Annotated in this window: 16 protein-coding genes and 1 tRNA gene; 7 read left to right on the top strand and 10 right to left on the bottom strand. The window is 62.9% G+C overall.

Annotated features, from left to right (window positions below; all coding sequences use genetic code 11):
- Positions 1 to 32 precede the first annotated feature (32 nt).
- Positions 33 to 743, bottom strand: coding sequence for a CAF17-like 4Fe-4S cluster assembly/insertion protein YgfZ (gene ygfZ / locus ILT43_RS16340; protein WP_204200052.1), 711 nt, complete (start codon positions 741 to 743; stop codon positions 33 to 35).
- Between the two features lie 56 nt (positions 744 to 799).
- Between ygfZ and ILT43_RS16335 the strand changes: the two genes are divergently transcribed.
- A complete protein-coding gene (locus ILT43_RS16335) occupies positions 800 to 2,152 on the top strand; it encodes a dihydroorotase (RefSeq protein WP_204200051.1) in 1,353 nt (450 codons plus the stop codon).
- Positions 2,153 to 3,091: 939 nt separating this feature from the next.
- Here ILT43_RS16335 and ILT43_RS16330 read toward each other — a convergent pair.
- A complete protein-coding gene (locus ILT43_RS16330; RefSeq protein WP_204200050.1) occupies positions 3,092 to 3,820 on the bottom strand; it encodes a ParA family protein in 729 nt (242 codons plus the stop codon).
- A gap of 74 nt (positions 3,821 to 3,894) precedes the next feature.
- Complete coding sequence (locus tag ILT43_RS16325; RefSeq protein ID WP_204200049.1) at positions 3,895 to 4,644, bottom strand: DUF1134 domain-containing protein; 750 nt, start codon at positions 4,642 to 4,644, stop codon at positions 3,895 to 3,897.
- Between the two features lie 136 nt (positions 4,645 to 4,780).
- Here ILT43_RS16325 and ILT43_RS16320 point away from each other — a divergent pair.
- A tRNA-Ser gene (locus ILT43_RS16320) sits at positions 4,781 to 4,870 on the top strand.
- Between the two features lie 159 nt (positions 4,871 to 5,029).
- Here ILT43_RS16320 and ILT43_RS16315 read toward each other — a convergent pair.
- The 4 genes from ILT43_RS16315 to ILT43_RS19810 form a co-directional block, all read right to left on the bottom strand.
- On the bottom strand, positions 5,030 to 6,148 hold the full coding sequence (locus ILT43_RS16315) for a tyrosine-type recombinase/integrase (RefSeq protein ID WP_204200048.1): 1,119 nt from the start codon (positions 6,146 to 6,148) through the stop codon (positions 5,030 to 5,032).
- Between the two features lie 56 nt (positions 6,149 to 6,204).
- Positions 6,205 to 6,378 (bottom strand): helix-turn-helix domain-containing protein, encoded by a 174-nt coding sequence (locus ILT43_RS19730; protein WP_204200047.1) that lies wholly within the window; start codon positions 6,376 to 6,378, stop codon positions 6,205 to 6,207.
- Between the two features lie 126 nt (positions 6,379 to 6,504).
- On the bottom strand, positions 6,505 to 6,816 hold the full coding sequence (locus ILT43_RS16305) for a hypothetical protein (RefSeq protein WP_204200046.1): 312 nt from the start codon (positions 6,814 to 6,816) through the stop codon (positions 6,505 to 6,507).
- Between the two features lie 426 nt (positions 6,817 to 7,242).
- Positions 7,243 to 9,681: a phage/plasmid primase, P4 family gene (locus ILT43_RS19810; RefSeq protein ID WP_204200045.1), complete on the bottom strand. Its 2,439-nt coding sequence runs from the start codon at positions 9,679 to 9,681 to the stop codon at positions 7,243 to 7,245.
- Positions 9,682 to 10,120: 439 nt separating this feature from the next.
- On the opposite strand from ILT43_RS19810, the gene ILT43_RS16295 reads away from it, so the two are divergent.
- From ILT43_RS16295 to ILT43_RS16285, 3 genes are read left to right on the top strand one after another with little or no spacing between them, the layout of a single operon-like run.
- A complete protein-coding gene (locus ILT43_RS16295; RefSeq protein WP_204200044.1) occupies positions 10,121 to 10,366 on the top strand; it encodes a hypothetical protein in 246 nt (81 codons plus the stop codon).
- A 41-nt stretch (positions 10,367 to 10,407) separates the two neighbouring features.
- Positions 10,408 to 11,559 (top strand): hypothetical protein, encoded by a 1,152-nt coding sequence (locus ILT43_RS16290; protein WP_204200043.1) that lies wholly within the window; start codon positions 10,408 to 10,410, stop codon positions 11,557 to 11,559.
- A gap of 38 nt (positions 11,560 to 11,597) precedes the next feature.
- Positions 11,598 to 12,395, top strand: coding sequence for a hypothetical protein (locus ILT43_RS16285; RefSeq protein WP_204200042.1), 798 nt, complete (start codon positions 11,598 to 11,600; stop codon positions 12,393 to 12,395).
- 233 nt (positions 12,396 to 12,628) lie between these two features.
- On the opposite strand, the gene ILT43_RS16280 is transcribed toward ILT43_RS16285, so the two are convergent.
- Positions 12,629 to 12,847 carry a hypothetical protein gene (locus ILT43_RS16280; protein WP_204200041.1) on the bottom strand — a complete coding sequence of 73 codons (219 nt, stop codon included), beginning with the start codon at positions 12,845 to 12,847 and terminating at the stop codon, positions 12,629 to 12,631.
- Entirely contained in the window at positions 12,837 to 13,010 is a 174-nt protein-coding gene (locus tag ILT43_RS16275; RefSeq protein WP_204200040.1) for a hypothetical protein, read from the bottom strand. Before ILT43_RS16275 ends, ILT43_RS16280 begins: the two co-directional genes overlap by 11 nt.
- Before the next feature lie 148 nt (positions 13,011 to 13,158).
- Between ILT43_RS16275 and ILT43_RS16270 the strand changes: the two genes are divergently transcribed.
- Positions 13,159 to 13,461 carry a hypothetical protein gene (locus ILT43_RS16270; RefSeq protein ID WP_204200039.1) on the top strand — a complete coding sequence of 101 codons (303 nt, stop codon included), beginning with the start codon at positions 13,159 to 13,161 and terminating at the stop codon, positions 13,459 to 13,461.
- A gap of 996 nt (positions 13,462 to 14,457) precedes the next feature.
- Here ILT43_RS16270 and ILT43_RS16265 read toward each other — a convergent pair.
- Positions 14,458 to 15,408 (bottom strand): hypothetical protein, encoded by a 951-nt coding sequence (locus ILT43_RS16265; protein WP_204200038.1) that lies wholly within the window; start codon positions 15,406 to 15,408, stop codon positions 14,458 to 14,460.
- A gap of 575 nt (positions 15,409 to 15,983) precedes the next feature.
- Between ILT43_RS16265 and ILT43_RS16260 the strand changes: the two genes are divergently transcribed.
- The gene (locus ILT43_RS16260) at positions 15,984 to 17,417 is read left to right on the top strand and encodes a protein NO VEIN domain-containing protein (protein ID WP_204200037.1); all 1,434 of its coding nucleotides are present in this window, start codon (positions 15,984 to 15,986) and stop codon (positions 17,415 to 17,417) included.
- Positions 17,418 to 17,430: the final 13 nt, after the last annotated feature.

Below are 17,430 nucleotides of genomic sequence, written 5' to 3'. Positions count from 1 at the left end.
GGGTCGGCTTGCCGGCCCCTTTTTTTGCCGAGTTAAGCACCGTCGCCGGAGCTGATCCGGGACGCAACAGCGTCCACCCGCCGATGCTCCACCATCCACCCCACGTCGGGATACGTCACCCGCGTCCGGTCGCCGGCCTCGCCGAGGGGCACCACGACCAGATGCCGGTTGACCTTGCCGCGGTGGTGCATGCGGGCCGTGTTTTCCTGGCCGACGTAGCAGCCCTTCGTGAAGCTGACGCCGTTGCATTCGCGGGCGTTGCATTCCAGCCATAACGTATCGCCATTGCCGAGTTCGGCGACGCCTTCGGTCACGCCGAGCGACAGGCGGTGGGCCAACCATCCCTGCGCCGGCTCGCCCGGCTCGCCGAGCCAGCGGCCGCCCAGCGCGGCCTGTCGGGGGTCGGGGACGCCGAGGCTGCCGTCCGGGGACCAGTGCACCGCCAGCGGGGAGCGTTCGATCGTGATCGCGCGGCGGAGGCGGTACATCGTCAGTCGCTTCGCCAGCGCGTCGGCTTGCGTCGCTTCGCAATCGATCAGGACCGTATCCTGGCCGCCATCCCACAGGAGGAAGTCGAACAGCGCCTTGCCCTGCGGGGTCAGCAGCCCCGCCCAGATCGGTCGGTCGGGCGCCAGCGCGGCGACATCGTTGGTGACGAGTCCCTGCAGGAAACCGCGTACGTCGTCGCCGGCGATGCGCAGCACGGCGCGATCCTCCAGCATCCCCGGGGTGGTGTCTGTCATGGCACCAAGGTAGGGAGCCGCAACCGCAAGCGAAACACCCGAAGGAGCCCCGCGCGATGGCGACGATCGACCTGAAGCTGTCCGGTGGCACCGTCCATCTGCCCGGCGGTCCCGCCAGGGTGGATGTCGGCGTGAGGAACGGCCGCATCGTGGCGATCGGCAGTATCGGCGATGCGGGGCGCACGATCGACTGCACCGGGCTGGACGTGCTGCCCGGCGTCATCGACACGCAGGTGCATTTTCGCGAGCCCGGCCTGACGCACAAGGAAGATTTGGCGAGCGGCAGCCGCGCTGCGGTGCTGGGCGGCGTCACGGCGGTGTTCGAGATGCCCAATACGAAACCCAACACCGACAGCGCGGCGGCGATCGCCGACAAGCTGGCGCGGGCGGCGGGTGCGCCCGGATCGGGATCGACCGGCGGTGCGATGTGGTGCGATCACGCCTTTTACGTCGGTGCGACGAACGCCAACGCGGCCGAACTCGCGGAGCTGGAGCGGCTGCCGGGCACGGCGGGCGTCAAGATCTTCATGGGCGCATCGACCGGCGACCTGCTGGTGTCCGAGGATTCGTCGCTGGCGGATGTGCTGGCATCCGGCCACCGCCGCGTCGCGATCCATGCCGAGGACGAGGCGCGGATGCAGGCGCGCCTGGACCAGCGGGTCGCGGGCGATGCGTCGTCGCACCCGGTCTGGCGCGACGACGAGAGCGCGCTGCTGGCGACGCGGCGTATCCTCGCGCTGGCGCGGGCGGCGCGGCGGCGCATCCACGTGCTGCACGTGACGACGCCCGCCGAGCTGGAATTGCTCGGCCAGAACAAGGACATCGCGACGTGCGAGGTGACGCCGCAGCACCTGACGCTGGCGGGGGAAGAGGCGTATCCGCGGCTCGGCACGCTGGCGCAGATGAACCCGCCGATCCGGTCGGGCGCCCACCGCGACGGGCTGTGGAGCTGGCTGAACCAGGGCGTGCCCGACGTCATCGGCTCCGATCACGCGCCGCACACGCTGGAGGAGAAGGCGAACGCATATCCCAATTCGCCGAGCGGCATGCCGGGCGTGCAGACGCTGCTGCCGCTGCTGCTGGATCATGTCGCGGCGGGGCGGATGACGCTGCAACGGCTGATCGAGCTGACCAGTGCGGGCGCGCAGCGAGTATTCGGCATTACCGGCAAGGGCCGGATCGTGGTCGGATACGACGCGGACTTCACCGTCGTCGACCTGAAGAAGCAGTGGACGGTGGAGCAGCCGTGGCTGGCGTCGAAGGCGGGCTGGTCGCCGTTCACGGGCATGACGCTGACGGGGAAGCCAGTCGGCACGATCGTCCGCGGCGAGACGGCGATGTGGGAAGACGAGCTGGGCGCGGCCCCCGCCGGCAAGCCGATCCGGTTCGACGCGGTCGAATTCGGCTGAACCGGCTCGCGGTGCCGCGCGATAGGGGGTGCGAGGCGCGTCGGCCCGCGTGGCGTGGCGGAAAAAGCCTCATGTTTTCAGGTCCCGGTCTTGGAAGGTTAGGCTAAGGTTAGTCCAACGACGCATGTCCGCGGTCGCCTCGGCTCGTCGAGGAGGTGGTGTCGGACAGTTGAAAGAGCGGTCCGGCGAGTGGACGCCTGACGAGCCCCGACGCCTACGCTCGATCCCGTCTGTAGGACAGGTCAGCCAGTGGTTTGTTGGATGTGGCTGATGCGGGCGTTCCGCAATCGGCGGTGCGACGCGCGTGGTCGGCTCGGCGGCGTCCATCCTGTGCCCGAAGTCGGTGCGCGAGCTAGCCGGCAAGCGGGCTGGAGAGCAGCGTGGTGGGGTCAGGCCCGATACTGGTCGGAGGTGTCGCTCCCAGTGCCGCTGTTGCGCACTGCGAACCGGCTTGGCGTTCCTGTTGGACCGGTTTGGGTACGGCATGGAACGCACCGCCTCGCGCGGCATGGCGGCCCGGCGATCCCTGCGGCGTTGCTAGATCGCTCCGGTCGAGCGAAGGTTCTGTTTGCCGATCGCTGTCCGGTGCCAGCGACGCGGGACGTGCCTGTGGTGTCGGCGCGGCGGTCGGGCCGGATCGTTTTCTCGGCTGGTGTGGGATGATCGGCGTAGTCGCGGCGTAACCCTCACGTGTTCGGTGCTTCTGTCCTTCAGACCTGTGCTGGTCGGGTGCGCCCGCGTAGGCGGCACCTCGATCCTGGGCTGCACTGGACTCGCGCTTTCGCGGGAGCACGGGGAATGTTGGGCAGGTGGCCGTCCCGTTTTTCAGTGGATAGCGTCGCTGAATGCTGGACCCCGATCAAGCCGGGGTCGCTCATTCCTGGAGCGACGGGGAGGGCGGCAAGACCCACGCCGGACCTGAACGTTGACCTCGGCCGCTCAGCCCGCCAGCCGTCGCTCGATCGCGGTCCATAGTTCCGCCACCGCGCGTGCGGGTGGGCTGGACGGAGCGAACGCGCCGAGCGGCTGGCGGCGCGTGGCCATCGCCTCCACCACGCTCGCCATCGGGATCACCGGCCAGTCGGGATCGGCGGCGAGTGCGGCGTTGTGGACGCTGCGGCGGCGGTCGGCCATGCCGAACACCGGCAGCATCGCCGGCCGCCGGCCGCCACCGCGATCGAGGTGGAGCACCATCTCGTCGAACGCGCGGCGCGAAAGGGGGGAGGGGATGACCGGCGCGATGATGAGCGCGGCGGCGCGAACGACCTGCTCTGCCGTTTCCGTCAGCCCCGGCGGGCAATCGAGGATGACGCGATCGTACCGACCCGCGAGCGTTTCGAGCAGCCGGTTCAAGCGCTTGCGCTTGCCCAGCCCGTGCAGCAGCAGGTCGAGTCCACGTAACGACGTATCCGCGGGCAGCAGGTCGAGCCGATCGACGGAGGTGCCGACGATCAGCGCGTCCGCCGACACGTCCCGCGCGAACACCGCCCGCGCCTGCCCGTCCAGCGCGCGGTCATGACCCAGCAGGAAGGTCGAGGCACCCTGGGGATCGAGATCCCACAACAGGGTGCGCCGCGCCGACAGCGTCGCCGCGCACCATGCCAGATTCACCGAAAGCGTCGTCTTTCCGACGCCGCCCTTGGGACTGTAGACCGCGATCGCCTGCATGGCGGCAGCCTAGCCGCGCGCCGGTGTCTCCGCCAGCGCTCGCAGCGGTCGGACTGACCAGCACCCGGACGGGATCAGAACGGCAGCCAGCGGCTCTTGTGCGTGAAGTTCATATACCCGACGTTGACGCCCGCGCGCCAGCCGACGCCCAGCCGGATCGGGATCAGGACCACGTTGCCGCGCCGCAGATAGGTCGCCGCGAAGCCGCCGACGAGGTACAAACGCCCCTCCGCGCCCGGGAAGCGGTGGAACAGCTCCTCCGTGTCGTACAGATTGTAGACGAGCACGAACACCTTGTTCGCGTCGCCGCCGACGTCGAAGCCGACCGAGGGGCCGGTCCAGTAGACCGGCTGCTGCCCCTCCACCTTGTGCGTCATGACGCCCGATCCGTAGCGCACGCCGACGACGAACGCGCCCGAGGCTTCCCGCCCGGCGATATAGGCATTGGGGCGGCCCTGCTCCTTCAGCACCTTTTCGAGAATGCCGGCGAGACCCTCCGCGCCCTTGCCGAACACACCCTCCCCGGCGGCGAGCAGGTCATCGCGCTCGTACGTGTCGGCGGCGCGCGTGGTCGCCTCCTTGCGGGCCTCGGACGCCGTGACGGGAGCTTCGACGGGGGCGGTGGATTGCGGCGCGGTCCGCACCGGCGGAGGCGCCGGCTGGGTCGATCGGACTGGTGCGGACGGCGACGCCGCGGGCGCGCCCGGCGCGAGATCGCTGTCGATCGCGCTGTTCGGGTCGATCGTGCGCACCTGCGCCGCGACGGGCGATGCCGCCAGCGACAGGGTCGCCGCCGCCGCCATGATGATCCAACCGCCCCGCATAACCCGAACCCCTGTCTTGATCGCAGCACGTTAACCAACCCGCGGCTTGCCACGCAATGAACGAGTCGCCGAACCGATGCGCCAAACGGTTGATCGCCGCCGCGACGCTGGCTATAGCCGCTCCACTGCCGCATCCGGAGACGTGGGTGAGTGGCTGAAACCAACGCTTTGCTAAAGCGTCGTACGGGAAACCGTACCGAGGGTTCGAATCCCTCCGTCTCCGCCACGTTGCGTCCGCGTGTGTTCGCTAGTGGCACGGGTCGGCCGCCATCCTCCGGCAATCACTGGTTAGATGTGTATCGGCGTGCGCCAACGTGCGGCTGTGTTCAGAACTTCCAGTAGGGTCGCGAGTAGGGTCACTTAGGTGACCCCACCCGATCGACGATCAGCCTGCGCCAATGAAGCCGGCCCAGGCTTCCATCAGGCCGAACCGCTTCTCCAACACGTCGCTCCGGCGATAAGCACGCTCAACCGCCGACCCGACGACGTGAGCCAGAGCCTCTTCGACGATCTCCCGCGGATAATCGGTCTGCTCGGCTGCCCAAGTGGAGAAGCTGCTGCGGAAACCGTGAACCGTGTACTGGCCGAAGCCCATCCGCCGAAGCAGTTGAAGCATCGTCATGTTGGACAGGGGCTTGTGCGGCTTCATGCCCGGGAACAGCAGGCCGGACCTCGAGTCGAGACCGGCCAGCAGGCCGAGGGCCGCCCGAGAGAGCGCAACCCGATGCGGACGCTTCATCTTCATCCGGTCGGCCGGAACCTGCCAAACTGCTTCGTCCAAGTCGATCTCTTCCCACCTGGCTTCCCGTACCTCAGTGGTCCGCGCCGCCGTCAGGATCGTGAGTTCGAGCGCCCGCGCACTGAGTTCCTCGCGCCGATGCAGGTCCAGCATGAACCCAGGCAGTCTATTGTAGGCCATCGACGGCTGATGCCGCTTCGGCGCCGACGAGTGGCGGTGGAACAGGTGCGCGAGGTTGCCCTGCCACGCCGCGGGGTTGTCGCCCGTCCGCAGCTTGCGCGCCTTGGCGGCATCCAGCACAGCTTCGATACGGCCACGCACCCGACTTGCCGTTTCCGGTTTCGCCGACCAGATCGGCTGCAGGGCCTTGCGGACATCGTCGATGTCGACGGCGGCAACGGGCTTGTCCCAGAACGCCGCGCAGTAGGTCCGCAGGGTATTCTGCCACTGCTGAGCGTGTTTCGCATTCCGCCAGCCAGCACGTCGATCGGCGATGACCTCGAGCGCGACGTTGCCGAACGACGGCGCCGCGACATCGATCTTGGTGCTGGACCACTCAGCCTTGGGGTCGAGGCCCTGCTGGCGCAAGCGAGCTCCTTCCAGTGCGCGCTGCCGGGCTTCGGCCAACGACACCACCGTTGAGCTGCCAAGACCGAGTTCCCGGCGCTTGCCGTGCCAGTTGTAGATCAGCGTCCAACTCTTAGAGCCGGACGGGGTAACCCGCAGATAAAGGTTGTTCCCGTCGGCGTGCAGGCCGGGCTCCATCGCCCTGCTGATGCGGAGCGCGGAGAGACGATTGGTATGTTTTGCCACTTGGTACCTCAGGCCGTGGCGCGCTGGAGCATGGCTTCGAGGTCGGCTCGCAGGATGAGCGTGCGCAGTCCAACCTTGGCAGGCTTCAGTTCTCCTGCCCGGATCAGCTCGTAGAGCTTGGTCCGGCTCAGGCCGCAGAGCGCAGCGGCTTCGTTGATCGAGAATGAGATACGGTCGGTCACGTTTGCCTCCAGTTAAAGGAGGCGTCCAAATACGCCCACGAACGTGGGCGACTAGGTACTACGGCGACCGTATCCAGGACTTGATGTTCGGGGCTGCGCGGGCTCTTCGCCCAGCCCCGAGGCTACCTAAGCGCGACTGCCGAGCAACTCGGCCGTCTCCGCGATCAGGTCATCCAAATCCTCGAGGATCAGCGCCTTCTCACCGGCTTCAATGTCCGGCTTTTCGATGTCGAGCCGCCACATGATCGCCAGCTTCTGGCGGACGGCTTCGAAGGACGGGGAGGGCAGGTCGAACAGCTCGGCCTCCCGATCTGCGAGCTCGCGTTCGATCGCGTCCACCTCGTGAGGCTGAGCCTCATCCAGGCGCTGGTTCAGGGCATCGTACTTCGAAAGGGCATTGCGCCACCGGCGGGCGCGATTAGCAGTGGTCGTAGCCACAGTCGTCTCCTCATTAGACGGTTGGGGTCAGGGCCTGGGCGAGGTTGCCGCCTCGCTCAGGTCTGCTGGGTGACTTAGGAGTCCGTGACTCCTGCAACAAGAACGCCGATGTGGGCGCGGAGGTCCGGCGGTCCGAGCGGCTAATCCAGGATATGAGTGCCTAGGCTCATAAAACCAGGTTATCTTCTGAAATGCCGATCCGGGAAGGCGTGTGGCTAAGCTCGACCGCCTTAAGCGTAAATTTTATATATCCTGGATATATATCTGAATGTCAGAGACTGAAATTCAGGTGTCCTAGACTAAGAAGTTTTCAGTTATATGGCGACGGGCTTCTCCATTATCTGAGCAATTAGTTATTGTTTTTCGGCATCGAAACTGCAACGGCAGCCCCTATAGGCAAGGGGCTGCCGTTTGTGATCGCTTCGTTTAAGCCGATCGTGCCGCGTTAGCCAAGCCCATCACCTTCGTTAATCCCCGCACAACGAAGTCTCCAACCGGGTTGCGGCTCACCTCGAAGTCGAGGTCCTCGAGCATCTGGACGAACCGCTCGAAGGAGACAGGCTTGCCCCGACCCACGTCGCGCATGTGGAACGCGTAATCATCGTACACCTGACGACACGGCGCCTCACCGACACCGGGAGCGTAGCCCCGAGTGTCCTCAAGGAAAGCGTGAACGGAATTGTTGATGCGCCGCATGCTGCCCATCCGCTTATCGTGACAAGCGGGCTTGGTATAACCACGCTGATCCAGAACCCGATGCAAGCCCTCAAGCGCCCACGCGGCGATCGCCTCGCGCTCCTCGGCAACGATGATCTCGGCCAGGTTCTCGATCTTGTCCTCGTCGCGGACCGGCTTGTTGAAGTCGAGGATCAGCCAGCGGCGGATGAAGCCCCGGCTGGAGTCCTGCGAGATCGGCAGATAGTTCGACGCGAACCAGTGCGCGCAGACGGGCCGGAACGAAAACCCATCCTTGCCCTTGAACTCGGTTTCGATCGGAGATCCCTCAACGACCTCCTTGAAGACGTCTCCACCGATGGTCCCGTTCTCCGGCAGCTCTCCACAGATGTTCGCTGCCGCCCCAATCAACCGCGTGGGAGCGAAACGCTCGGCCCACTTGGTAGGCTTCAACTCGGCAACCGCGTTAGGCGGCAGCAGGGCACGCAGAATGTTGAGCAGCACCGTCTTCCCCGTTCCGGAGCGTCCGAACAGGAGAAACGCGCGCTGGAAGCGCGGAGCGATCTTGAACAGAGTCACGGCGAACATTTCCTGCAAGGCCATCATCCTGTGCTCAAAGTCGGGTTCGTGGCCCCAGCATGACGTCAGGTACTCGAAGAACCTTGCGGGCGCTGACGCAAGATCGCGGTTGTAATTGAAGGGCAGCGTGAAGGTGGCACCATAGCTGGGATTGTGCTCCCGAACCACGAGGTCCATCTCGACGAAGCCGTTGGCAAAGTTGATACCTGCCACGTCTCCCGAGTTCAGCGGCCTCTGGCACATCCGACGGAGTACATTCACGACGGCCGCATAGTCACCGTCGCGACGAGCAAGCGGCGTTCCAGTGACGCTGTTCGCAACGTGCATATACACCTGGTTGTCGTCCAACGCCTGAAAACAGGATCCGGACCACTGCCAAAACTGGCCGGCGTCATGCCGCAACTCCCCTTCCGTCTCCATGCTCTCGAGTACACATCCGGCAATGGTATAGTGCGTCTGCTCCTGATCCGGTACGTTGCCGTTACGGATACCGTTAAAGAGCTTTTTCAGCACAGGCTTACTGACCTTAACGCGGCAGCGTGCGCTCATCATATTCATCATCGCGTCGAACATTGCGTCGGAGACGTGACGATCCATAGCCGCCTTGGACGTCAGCTGTTCAATGCACTGAACGGTCTTTGCGTCGCTGTCCGGGTCCTCCATCATGCAGGAGACAAACCATTCCGTGGCCTTGTCATGATCCAAAGAAACGGGAGCAGCGCGCTCCTGGATTGCGCGGATCGTCGGGTGGTCCTGCCACTCCTGGGGAAGCTCGATGTCCCAGCCGCGGGGAAGGGTGCGGCCGATCTCCAAATCCCGAGCCAGGAACTCCAGCAGCTTGGCGACGCCCTTCTCAGGGTCCATCGCGTCGCCCGATACCTTGGCGGTGAACGCCTCGACCCAGTGATACATGTGCTGGATCGCCTCGAACAATGAGAACGACCGCGACTTGTCGATGCCCATAACCACGCGCGACAGGTATCCCGCATGACGGATCATCTGCACGTCGCGCTCGCCAGCGGCGATCACGTCGAGCGGAGCCGATCGACCCCCGGCGGCGAGGGAGTAACCCTTCACGCCCAGGCGATTGCGAAGCCGGGCCTCGATGTCGACACCGAGATCGGGCAGCTGGTCGAGAACCTCCCAAAGGTGGGTGTTGCTCTCGTACGGACGGCCGGTGTCGGGATGGATCGAGCCGGGCAGTACGACCTGGTTGCCGTTGCCGAGGAACTCCATCAGCATTTCGCCGTCGACGCCGCGGAGCTTGAAATTCTTCTGGCCCTGGAAGCGGTAGGCGAGCGCCATCCCCTTCTTGCCGACGCGCTTCCACGGCGACGTCGGCAGAATGTCGAGGAGAGCCGCGGTGATTTCCTCGTCCACGGTGTCGATGTCGATGATCGCGACACCGGCCTGGGGGCCGAGCGGTAAACCAATGTTACCGTGTGCGAAGGACGAGAGCCAGTGCTCGCGAACCTCGTTGCTCGGCATCTGGGTGGCGAATGCAGACCACTGAATGATGGCCGGACGCTTCTGACGGGGCAGGAGCGGAATGGCGGGAAGTCCGGCGGACCAATAGTACGGGGCAAGTGTGTGGAAGATAAGGTCGGTCACTTCAATTCCTGATTGCTGTTGTCCTTGATGATGGGCCGGCCGGGCCGCGGCGGGATGTACTGATCTCCAGACGCCGGGCTAGACCTGCCGGCACTCGTATCCAGGATACGGTGCTCGCGGGTGAGCGGTGATCCTGCCGCCCCGCTGTGCATCGGCGCCGAGGGCGGCAACTTGAACCACAGTCAGCGCCGGAGCCTTGGGGCGGGCGAAGAAGGGTACCACCTGTATTTTCCGATGCGGGTTGTGACCGTCGGTAACTACCGCTTCTCTTCCCCGATACAAATTGAGCCGAACGGGCGTCCGCGCGCCAGAGCGTGACCCGCCTCATAAGGTGGAAAAAAAACGCATCGGGAGCATTGACCTCTCGCTGATGATGTTACATACATTGTTAATCGGATCAGCGGAGTAAGTGATGATTACCCACCATGCACAAACACGGATGCAGCAGCGCGCCATTCCGGCTTTGGCGCTGGAGCTGTTCGAACGGTTCGCCAGCTCGATGCGCCACAACGGTGCGGACGTGTTGTTCTTCGACAAAGCCGCGCGCAAGCGCATCACCAAGGCGTTCGGCGGACAGCGCGCCTGCCGGATTATAGAGCCATGGCTGGGTACGTACGTGGTCAGCGAGAACGGCGCTGTGGTCACCGTCGCGCACCGAACGCGCCGCCTCAAGCGCGACCACTGATCCAGCTTTTCACAAATTTCACCAGAAGGACCTTAGGCACCGTGCATTTCAAGCAGATCCTGCGAACCAACCCCACCAGCGGCCGCGTGGAACGTCCCTGGCGAAATCGCGATCGCGAGTTCGTGCTGGGCGACCCCGCCAAGGGCGAAGACCGGCATCATGATGCGCAAGCGACGAAGGTCGACAACTACGGTGAAGCACTCGAACTGGTCGAACGCGGGTTCTCGATCCGGATGTCCGACGGCAAGGCGCCGGCATCGCTAGTCACCCCGGCGTCGCTCACTTTCGTAGACGAACCCGTAAAGACGCTCGATGAGCTCTGGGCCTTCACGATGCCTAGCGTTCCTTTCTCGTTCGATGACGTCGAGCAGGATGTTCGCAAGGCGCTACTCGTACAGGCGGGCGAAACGTATTGGCTGGCTAATGCAAGAGCGGCTGATGCGTTTATCGGCTTCCCGCTGGACATCGACGGCGTGGACCATGGCGAGCAATTAGAGCAAGTCGATCTCGACCAGTTCAACTTCGCTCGAGTCATAAAAAACGCCTACGAAAGCGCATTCCGCGTTGGACATAGCTCGCTCAGTGACGAGGATGCTGACGAGCTGGAACTAATCGTCGGGGCGATCACCGGCGGTGCGGCGCGCCGATACCGAAACCCCGCGGATGTACCTGGTAGTCCACTCCGGCGAACGATGCTTTCCGCGTATCTACGCTGGAAGCTGTCGGCTGGGGCGCTGTTCGACAACAAGCTCGACCAGAGCGCGGTCGAGAGCCTGGCTGTGCTGGCGGACATGTCGGAGCAGGCAGTGCGCAATTCGCTGAACAAGGAGGGCCTTAGCCCGGTCAAGGGCAAGATCGACTACGATGCGGTGATCCGCTGGTTAGAGCAGCGACGCGATTTTGTGCCGCTGCGGGAGGAGGAGCGGCCAGAAGCGCGATCGACATGGGACGCGATCCATCACCTCCGCACGCAGCCTCTACCAGCTGCGTTCGACACAGTCCGCAGCCGCAACCTCAGGGTGAATGACCATCACGCGCTCGCCTCGGTCGAGAAGCACATCATAACGGCCGTGAAGCAAGACGGGGCGCCAGCACCAGAACACCTGAGATCCTATGCCCGCCACTTAAGCTTGGCGATCGACACCTTTGTGCTGAAATTTGACGACGCAGTCGCCCGAGCGCCCGGCTGCTGAGCTGCACCAATTTTACATCAACAGGAATAATCGAAACCGTGCGCACGACACCCAATCTCTTCCCAAAATTTATGCCTGCCGTCTGTCAGCTTTCGCTAAGCCAAATCGATGATCCGCGGGCCGCGCCCCATCTCCTCCTCGATCGCGAAGTGGTCGGCGGGCGTGAGATCGAGATGGTCTATGCCCCATTCGATCATGTGAACCGTAAGGCTCGTTTGGTGATCGTCGGGCTAACGCCGGGAAAGCAGCAGGCAGCGAACGCTCTTCGGGCGGCGCACGCTGCTTTAAAGGCTGGGCTCAGCAACGATGAAGCCGCTGAGCGAGCCAAGGTTTTCGCCAGCTTCTCAGGCCCAATGCGAGCCAACCTCGTGAGCATGTTGGACTCGGTTGGCATCGCGCGCTGGCTGCGGCTCGATACTACCGCGAGCCTGTGGGCCCAAGATGCCCAACTGATCCAATTCACGTCCGCACTGCGATACCCCGTCTTTGTAGATGGCCAAAACTGGTCTGGCTCTCCCGACATGATCAAAAACGCCTCCATGCGTCGGTGGCTGGAAGTCTACACGGGCTCAGAACTGGCCTTGCTCGACGATGCGGTGTTCGTGCCCCTTGGCTCCAAGGTAGCGGCCGGGCTGCGCCATCTTGCGGCACTCGGCGCCATCTCAACAGATCGTATTCTGGATGGGCTGCCTCATCCGAGCGGCGCTAATGCCGAACGGATTGCCTATTTCATCGGCTCTAAACCGGCGGATCGCCTGTCGACAAAGACCAACCCAGTGATGATCGACGCCGCTCGCGCGATGCTATGCGACAAAGTTTCCAAGCTCCGGCTTTGAAGTAGCCGTACGTGTAGCACATACCCCCGGCCCCAAGCTCGCTAACCTGCTTAGCAAAGTTCCCAAACATATCGAGCTGCCGAAATTACCAGCAATGCGGCAACACCGTCCCGGCAATGCCGAAGGGCGTGGGCACTGAGCCCTGTGCCGTCTCGCCGCCCCCGAAGGCGGCGGTCACCAAGGCCAAGTGATACGAAAAGGGGGGCTTTCGCCCCCCTTTTTTTACGTTCCGCTCAGTTTACAGCGCGGATGTGGCCGTTCTCGTCAAATTCATCCGAAAACTGGCAGCTGCAGCACTGAAATTCGTCGTCCGTCTGGTCGATCAGGAGGCCGTCCCACTCGTCGCAGAAGTGGAGAAAACCCCCCGCCGACGCATGGTCAGCGGGGGTGAGACGGGCCGAGAGGTCGGTTTCGAGCTCGCGAACCCGCGCAGGGGACAGCTTACGCGGCAAGTTTCAGACCCTCCCGCTTGGCGACGCCCTTCGCGACGTAATCGCCGAGGACATCGCGGCCGATGTCGAGGTCCCTAAAAAACCTGCGCGAGCCGCTCCAAGTATCCCGGCTGATCTTGCCGCTCCGCGGCGTATCGCCGTCGAGGGCGGCAACTTGAACCACGACCAGCGCCGGAGCCTCGGTGCCGTTGGGAGAAGGGTACCACCCTTTTCTCCCAATGTGAGGCTTGCCGATGCTAACTAGCCCCAAATTCTTCCGCTACAATTTTCGCCTTTTGGGCCGAATTGCGGGAGTAAACATCGACTTGTCGATGCAGCGCATCCGCGCGAACGGCGCTTGCGATCTCCCCATCTACATCAGAGTCGACGGCAACGTCTTCCAGCTATGGCGCGATCCGGCGACCAAGGAGATCCACAAGCGCATCTTCGCCCACCTGAAGCTCGAAAAGATGCGGATCATCGCCGACGGTGATGACTGCATCGCCGTCACCGGCATGTCCGACAGCTTGCTCAGCGATGCGGGCTCGTCAGGCGAGTTCACGGTCGTCAGCCGGAAGCCGGACGGCAGCGAGCTTCAGAAGTGCCGGTCATCGTCGAGAAGCCCGTCGAGGTGAAGGTGCCCGTAACGGTCCCGTGCGTCGTGGCGAAACCCTCCGAGCCTACCCCACTGCGGGACAGGATGGACCGGTCGACGTGGGACGCGATGACGACTGACCAGCGCGAGAAGCTGGCCCAGGCTCAGGCGCTCGACCGGAAGGCGTATGGCGACCGGCTGGCGGTGGCAACCGCCGGCTGCCAGTAGGCGTCGGCCCTTCGATCTGGTTGATTGCCTGCTCATCCCCGGACTCCTGAGCCAATCGGATTGCTAGGGCTTTGACATCGGCGATTTCCTCCTCTGGTGACAGGCGCTCCAAGATAAGGTTCTCGGTGTTCTGCACGAGGCGCAGTCTGCCACGACAGTTGAGGATAACGGTCGCCGATCCCAGCCAAAGAACCGGCGCTCGCCCACACGCGGCGAACTGGTCGCTGGTTGGTGAAAGATGCAGACCGTTCTGCGCGGTTGTTGTGAGACATTGTTCCCAATATGTGCGAGCTTCACCCCCTGGCCGCTTGGGGTTCGTCCTATCGTCGCCGACATAAGCGAACACTACCTGAACTATCAGGTTCACGAAGAAAGCAGTTCCGATCGCCCATCCTGCCCTTGCCCGGACATTCTCCGGGTATTTCAAGTCTACTCTCGTTCCGAACAGGAACATATGAGTGACCAGCCGTCTGGGGGTTATAGCATTCAAAACGAAAGCTATTGCGGCGATGCCAAGCACGGCGACTAAAGTGTACGTAACGTAAACGAAGCCGCTCATAATTATGTCGGTTGGCTGAGCGACTGCGAAGAAATTTAGCCTAAAGTCTCGCCAAAACAGGTAAGCGTTGATCAATCCCGACACGACGAAGCCAGCCGCTGTCCAGATGGAGAATGTCTCTACTATTGTCCTGAACGACCGCTCGACGATCGTGTCGTCTTCTTGCTCACCCATGCCGCCGCCCCCCGGTTGCTGTCAGAGGTCGATGTTGCGGCGCTGCATCTCGTCCGCGACTCCGGTGCAACGTAGTCAATCGTAGGCTCTGACGATGATCTCGTGAGATGGTCGCGAAGCGGATCGTAGTCCCTCAGTCCAACACGTGTCGACGTCGGCGGCCCGAGCACAGATCATCTCTCCTTTGAAGCGGTGGATCCCGTGTGCCTCGACCAGGTTGAAAATTCTCTGCTCTAGCGAATAAGCGTTGATCTCGTCGGAATGCCATTGCTGCCTGCAGAGCTTCCACCGTAGTGCGGTATGGCACGGCAGGTAGGCGTTGAGTTCCTCCAGACGCCTGGCGGGATCGTTCGAGAAACCGATCTTCCAGACTGCATGTTCTGCGCTCGGCCGGACGACGGCAGTGACTTGTGGCTCCGCATCTCCTTCGAGGCGCATGAGATAGGTCGCTGCCGGTCCGGACAGGGTCGAGAGAACGCGCGTTCCGGGTGACGGCGGCGGACCAGCGCGCGTCTTTCTGAGGGCTGCCGCGAACATGGAGGCCGAGCTGCGAAATATCGCGGTCTCCTCCGTCCTCGCTAGTCGGAAAACGACAGCAGCCTCCTCCTCATCGAGTTCGAGGTAGTAGCGGCCGACCTGCATGTAGCGGTTCTCGCTATCGATCCTCGGCAGAACCTCACGGCGAAGTGGCAGTCCCCCCGGTCCTGGAATGAAACGCTGGACCCGCCTTATCGGGAAGGCGTGAAGCCATTTGCCGTTGCCGTGCTCCTCCACCGTACGTCGCCAGTGCTCAGGTTCGACCAGCTCTCGCGTATCGACGGCCTCGTGGCCGATCTGCAAGAGCGCCAGCAGGCGTCCTCGCTCATGTTGCGGCGTGTGCGGCGAGGTCATTCCGATCGCGAGGCACCAGTCGTCATCGGCAATGGTCTGCGCGAGCTTGTCGCGTGTCTTGCGATCGCTGAAGGACCACGCCCCCCAGAGGTCGTAGTCCGAACCGAAGACACCGGAGGCGAAGATGCGGGGCAAGGACAGGTTTCCAGTAGATACTGCGTCGCGAGGGCCATGCCTGCTAAGCTGGATGGATGGATGGATGGATGGATGGTGCCGGGACCCACGCAGGCGCGCAAGTCCGCGGTTGCCATAGTCCCGCGAAACGAGCCGTTGATCTTGCATACCTTCGTGGGCTCTAGTGCGCGCCTTGCGTTGCTGTTTCGGCCATCCCCAGTGATGTGGAAGTTCCCGAAACCTTTATTGTTGCTCGCACTCCATACGTAGCTTCAACAGCGCGGTCAGGTCGCCGATTTTACAGAGGCTTGTTTTTGCGATTGATACCCTCGTCTGCACATCGAGAGTTTAAAGTCGGCGGTGCTGCGCGGTCGAGCCCCCCCTAGGCGTACCGTGTCCAACGCATACCATTCCTCCGAGCCGATAAACTCAAGCTGACGCTATGAGCAAAGGGCCCTTGCGGTCGCCTACGGGATCATCGAGACTCGCCGAGTCGTCAAACACGCCGGTTTGACGATACGGACGGCGACAGACCGTCTTGGAGAGGTGGTGTCTGATGGCTTGTCGCCGTGACGCCGGGCAGCTTGGAGAAGTAAATGGTACTTGAAGATCTGCGCCATAAACTGATCGAACGGCTCGATGATGGCGTGCGGGGTGATCGTGGTTGGTGGCTCGTGACGCGCGTACATCTCACGCCAGCGCGGATTACCGAGGTAGCTCGCTTCCTTGCCGTCAAGTCAGTGGACGATTACATCGAGCTCACTGAGCAGAACTATGAGCAGATCGGCGAGATCATGGGCATCAGAAAGGATGCCGAGAAGAACGTCAAGCGGCATATATTTCTTGCGATGGATCAGCCGCTCCGATTGATTGAGCGGGCCGAGTCCCGCTCATGGTCCAAGATAAGGCTGACCGATGCGGGCCGAAAGTTGGCATCGTCGGACGACCCTATCGATGTTTTTGAGCAGGTTCTGCACGATATTCGCTTTGCCCAGTCGCCTTGGTACAGCGAGGGGCGGCAGGAACAATATCCTGAGTTCGACGTGGCACCTTATGCAGCGACACTTGAGGTGCTGAGGCTCTCCACGGGGTATATCGACAACGATGAGTTTGATCTGTTTGTCTCTCGCATTAGAACGGACGGAGAGATCGCCTCCACGGTGGCTTCTATCGCGGCCTTCCGGTCGTTGCGTCCTGAAGATCGCACGTCGCTACTTCGCCTCGTGGAGGAGCGGATCCCGGCGGAAGGTGGGGGTAAGAACAAGAGGAAGGCGTACTTCAACTGGCGAGATGTCGCTCGTCATACGTTTTCCCTGCTCTCCCTAGGTGTTTCCGCAGAACGTGAAGGCAATCGCCTGTGGCTCGCGAGCGAGCTTCTGATCGAAGCAGGCGCCGACCATCCCGCGACGTCGCCAGCTAATCCGTATGCACCGGACGATGGCAAGACGCAGCCCGAAGTCGGCAATTCCGGCGGACGCACCGGCACTGGAACGAAGATGAAACCTTCCTGGCCGGCGAAAGTCGCCGGAGAGAGCTTGGGCTCGCTTAAGGCTGCGGCTAAAAGATCCGCTGGCGTCCGTCCGTCCTCAAGTCTGCTAATTCCGGACGATGCCGCGCCGGTCGACCTCCTAGAGCCTCCGGCAGCGCCTCAGGTCAATGACGGGTTCGAAGCGGAGCTGCTCGTCGCAAAGATATTTAAGGCGAACGGCTGGCAGGTGGCTTACTATGGACGGAAGCGGGGTTACGGCTTCGATCTCTGGACCCGAAAGGACGATCAAGCCTTCTTGGTCGAGGTCAAGAGCTTCTCCGGCACCGGCGGTACTGTCACTCTGACAAAGATGGAACATGCCGCTGCCGCGCACTACAAAGGAAACTACCTCCTCGTCGTGGTCGAGATGATCTCGGCAACTCCACGATTTTCCGTCATACCAGATCCGGTTACGAAGTTGCAGCCGACTGAGACCTCGACCGAGCAGTACTCCATTCCGCAGAGCGCGTGGTCGGGCGGCGCTGTCGCGTTTAATCCTTGATTGGTGATGGCGA

The sequence above is a fragment of the Sphingomonas longa genome (assembly GCF_016892685.1).
Taxonomy (GTDB): domain Bacteria; phylum Pseudomonadota; class Alphaproteobacteria; order Sphingomonadales; family Sphingomonadaceae; genus Sphingomonas; species Sphingomonas longa.
Note: the sequence above shows the minus strand (reverse complement) of the source record. Positions and strands in the feature narration are given on the sequence as shown.